The organism is Nostoc parmelioides FACHB-3921 (assembly GCF_014696625.1).
Classification (GTDB): domain Bacteria; phylum Cyanobacteriota; class Cyanobacteriia; order Cyanobacteriales; family Nostocaceae; genus Trichormus; species Trichormus parmelioides.
This window is the reverse complement of the sequence record NZ_JACJQL010000154.1, coordinates 1-4456: the sequence shown is the minus strand read 5'-3', so window position 1 is coordinate 4456 and position 4456 is coordinate 1. Positions and strand designations below refer to the sequence as shown.

Annotated in this window: 2 protein-coding genes and 2 pseudogenes; 2 read left to right on the top strand and 2 right to left on the bottom strand. The window is 36.9% G+C overall.

Annotated features, from left to right (window positions below; translation table 11 throughout):
• The first annotated feature begins 124 nt into the window (after positions 1-124).
• Positions 125-1180, top strand: a complete 1056-nt coding sequence (locus H6G14_RS32945) for a tyrosine-type recombinase/integrase (protein ID WP_190573168.1) — start codon at positions 125-127, stop codon at positions 1178-1180.
• A gap of 125 nt (positions 1181-1305) precedes the next feature.
• Positions 1306-2391 carry an ISAs1 family transposase gene (locus tag H6G14_RS32940; protein ID WP_242054373.1) on the top strand — a complete coding sequence of 362 codons (1086 nt, stop codon included), beginning with the start codon at positions 1306-1308 and terminating at the stop codon, positions 2389-2391.
• On the opposite strand, the pseudogene H6G14_RS33930 reads toward H6G14_RS32940, so the two are convergent.
• Both H6G14_RS33930 and H6G14_RS34300 read right to left on the bottom strand, forming a co-directional pair.
• Positions 2365-3123, bottom strand: a pseudogene (locus tag H6G14_RS33930) (HsdM family class I SAM-dependent methyltransferase); the annotation flags it as partial. The gene H6G14_RS32940 and the pseudogene H6G14_RS33930 overlap by 27 nt on opposite strands.
• Before the next feature lie 1039 nt (positions 3124-4162).
• Positions 4163-4240, bottom strand: a pseudogene (locus H6G14_RS34300) (zinc ribbon domain-containing protein); the annotation flags it as partial.
• Between the last annotated feature and the right edge of the window lie 216 nt (positions 4241-4456).

The following is a 4456-nucleotide window of genomic DNA, read 5'->3' as shown; positions in this document are numbered from 1 at the left end:
TTTATCCTTTGACTTACATTCACTATTTATCTAAGACAATTGGCTTTATTCTAGATGTTTGAATTTGCTTCCCAATTCTTATTAGCAATTAAGATGCGTTCGCCCTGGGTATTATCCGGTTTGGATGGTACTGGATGATGATTATTTACCTATTGAGCCAATCCAGAAATACCTGCATTACTTAGACAGCGTAGGGCGTTCTCCAAATACGATTCAGACTTATGCCCACAACCTCAAACTATTCTGGGAGTTTTTACGGGATTCAAAGTTAAACTGGCTCGAAATTGATTTGGAGCAGCTATCAAACTTTATTCACTGGTTGAGAAACCCTAATTCTGGCGTTTTATCTATCGAGCCACAAGTCTCCAAACGCTCTGAGAAAACCATTAATCACTGCCTGACAACTATTTGTGGGTTCTATGAGTTTCAAGAACGCATAGGAGCAACTGAAGGGGTAGATGCTTATCGCTATCAATTGCAACCAGGGCGTAAATATAAGTCTTTCTTACACCACATTAGCAAAGGTAAAGAGGTTAAAACTAGACTATTAAAGATAAAAGAACCGAAGACATTTTCTGGATGTTTAACACCTGAGCAAGTGAATACATTTGTTGAAGCTTGTAACATATTACGTGACAAATTTCTCATTAGGTTGCTATACGAAACGGGGCTAAGAATAGGTGAAGCGTTAGGGCTAAGACATGAAGACATGGTTACAGGTAAAAACAATGAGATTCATGTTGTACCAAGATTAGATAACGTTAACTACGTAAGAGCTAAGTCTGGAGTAGAGCGAACAGTTCATGTAAGTAAAGAGCTAATGCAATGGTACTCAGCTTACTTAATTGATGAGTACCCAGAAGATATTGATTGTGACTTTGTTTTTGTGGTTATTAAAGCTCCTGCTAAGGGTGAAGTTGGCACACCATTGACATACAAAACTGTTGATAGCTTATTTAGACGTTTGTCAAAAAAGACAGGAATTAAGGTAAATCCGCATTTATTAAGACATACTCATGCAACAGAATTAATTCGGGCAGGGTGGGATATGTCTTATATACAAAAGCGATTAGGTCACGCTGATATTCAGACAACGGTTAACACCTATATTCATCTTTCTGATGAAGACATGATTGAAGAGTACAAAAAATATTTAGCACAACAGGAGAAAACAGAATGACAGGGTTAGCGCGTCTCAAAGCCTATTGACAAGCGGACTTGCCCGATCAGCAATCAAGTTGGAAACAAAGTGGCACTATCCGAGCTAGGGTAAGATTTAATCCATCTAGGTGCAAGGTTCGAGTAATGTCAACAGGATTTGAGAACAAGAAAAGAAAAACTAAAGCATCTTTTGCACCCAGCATAGATAGCAAAGACATTACTACTAAGTTTCAGGAATACTTCACACAAATAAAAGACCCCAGAGTAGAAAGGACGAGATATCATTTACTCACAGATATGATCACCATAGCGATTTTGGCAGTAATAGCAGGAGCAGAAGGTTGGGAAGATATTGAGGAGTATGGACTCAATAAACAGGAGTGGTTGAAAACGTTTTTGGAACTACCATTCGGAATACCCAGCCCCGATACTTTTAGGAGGGTGTTTGAAAGAATTAACCCAAAAGAATTTGAGAAATGTTTTCGGCAGTGGGTACAATCATTAGTTGAGAAGTTGGGAGTAGAAGTAGTAGCCATAGATGGCAAAACTCATAGAGGCTCATATGACCGAGCAACTCAGCTAAAAACCTTACACACAGTCAGTGCATGGTCGAGTGAACATCGTTTGGTATTAGGACAAACAAAGGTAACTGACAAATCCAATGAAATCACTGCGATTCCAGCACTATTAGAAATGCTAGACATATCTGGCTGTATCATTACTATTGATGCAATGGGGACACAAAAATCGATTGCCCAGAAAATCATCACAGCAAATGCTGATTATATTTTGAGCCTGAAAGATAATGACCCTACGCTGCACCAACAAGTAAAAAATTGGTTTGAGATAGCACAATCTCTTGGGTTTAAAGATGTTGATGTGAATATTAGTCAACGAGTAGAAAAAGGGCATCACCGCATCGAAAATCGTCAGGTTTACACCGTGCCAGTGTCACAACTTCCTGCACTTCATGAACAAGATTTGTGGGCTGGTCTGACAACAGTCGTGATGGTAGTACGTTCGATTCAGCATTGGAATAAAACTACTCAGGAGGTGCAATTTTACATTACTAGTCTTACCAGTTATGCTCACAAAATTGGCACGATGTTTTGTTTTTACAAAACCATCATCTTTCCAGTAACCAAACCAAGTCTTTTTATTACTAGTGGTGTGCGGAATTTTGGCAGTAAAAACCATAACACAAGTAATTATATTTACCGGATAGAATAAGTCGTCAGGCATGGACATCACCGCTTCAAGCGTATGATTTTTTAATAGTTCAAATCTTGCTGGGTGAGGAGAAATAGCGCAAGACATTGGAGTAATTACAATACCTGTAGCCCCTTTTTCTAAACAATCGAGTATATGTTTAACAAAATAAAGCTCGTGGAAGTCCGCATCTCCTTGTGAAAAGGGAGGATTAAGCATACCTATATCACACTTATGAGCCTTAATTGCTTTAGTTATGGCAACATCAAAGCATGAGCCTTGATATAAATTTGCCTTACCATCACCTCGTAAAATCATATTGGAAGCAGCAAGAGCAAACATATTAGGCTGTTGCTCAACACCGATTAAGCTATTCTTTTTAATGTTGTCTCGCTCTTCCTCTGTTGAAGTATCTTTCATCATCTTGTGCATGGCAGAGATGAGAAAACCGCCTGTACCTGCACATATATCGAGAACCTTGCTATTTTTATTGACATTGGCTAATAGTGCAAACAGTTCTGTAATATGCCTGGGAGTAAGAACGATTCCAAGTGATTTTTTATCTCCTCCCGTGTATTTTAGAAACTCACCATAAAATTGACCAACAATATCAAAGTCGTGATAAATACTTATAAAAGGAAAAATTTTTTCATTCAGACGCTTAATTAATTCATGGAGTACACCCTTTGGATAATTCTTCGTAGCTCTTCCAAGCTCTGGATGTACAGCAATACTAGAATATGGCTGTGCCATATTATCTTTCTTAGCTCTAGGAATTTCAGCTTTTTGAATTTCTTCTTTAATTATTCTCATCCACTCCTTCTGTAAATCTTCGGGTGAATGAACATGGTAGCTCATAGTAAAATCTTTATTCAGTAAAGCAATCAATGTTCCGCTAACAATTAAGGGCTTTTCGCTTTCAGTTAGCTTTGCATGATCTCTCATAAAATCATGTAAATTACGAGCAAAATCCATAAGCTCCTCGAAGCGCATTTTTTGGAGCAAAGGGTCATAAGTAGCGTGTTCAATATAGTCTTTCCAAGGTATTAAATCATTAAAAATATGTCCATCTCTGGACTGTAACATCTTGGTTTTTTGGTTTCCTTTAAAATTAAGATAATGCGATATTTTGACCGTAGTATTTGTATTACCACTTACTGCAATACTTATTACATTATATTCTTTTGAAAGGTAGCTTGCATAGTGCAATATACCATCTACAGCATAGCGTTGAGTACGCTTGACGTATTGCTCTTGTGTTTCATCTATGTCCTTTTCATTTAATAAATTTTCGGTTTCTTTACTAATATGATTGTTAATATCTGCCTTGCATTCCACGATAATTACAAAATCAGAATCAGTCGGTGATGTAATTATAAATTCGTGAGATCCATTACCTCCTTTACTTGACTTACTGGCAGATTTCAGAAGTTTTTTAATAGCTTCAATATAGCTAAGGCTTTTTTTGATACCAGACTTTAGCTTTTATACTTGACTTATTAGTTTAAGTATCATTAAATTATTAGCAACATCATATACAGGCAAAATCTGCTTATATAATGGTGGATATACTTAAAAATAAATTTTCTATAAATAATACGTTTAAGCTCTTATTTTATTAACTAATAAAATAAGAGCTTAAATGAGCAATAGATGGTGTTTGCGAAGTCAAAAGTAAAACAGAGTTCAATCAGAACGATTGTTGAGGAGATAATAGACATATATCTTGAATTAACAACGTTGTAGAAAATGACAACAACGTGAAACACTTATTTAGCAAACGTTGTAGACGTTGTAAACGACATAAGGCGTTCCCATCTCGGTCATGATGAGTACCGCAGTGGGGGCAAGTCCATTCACGGACATCCAGCACTCGTGAGGGGTTAGATTAAAGTGTATTTTGTCAATGAGCTAAAATACTTAAACTTATCTAAATAAAAATGATAATCATGTGGTGGGGAGGGGGAGGAGGCGAGCGACGCTCGCCTCCTCCCCCCTCTTTTCGATTATCATTATCATTAAAATTTTTAGCAGATAAAATATGGAACGAAAAAGCATTGTAACAACACAATAACTTGGGAAGAAT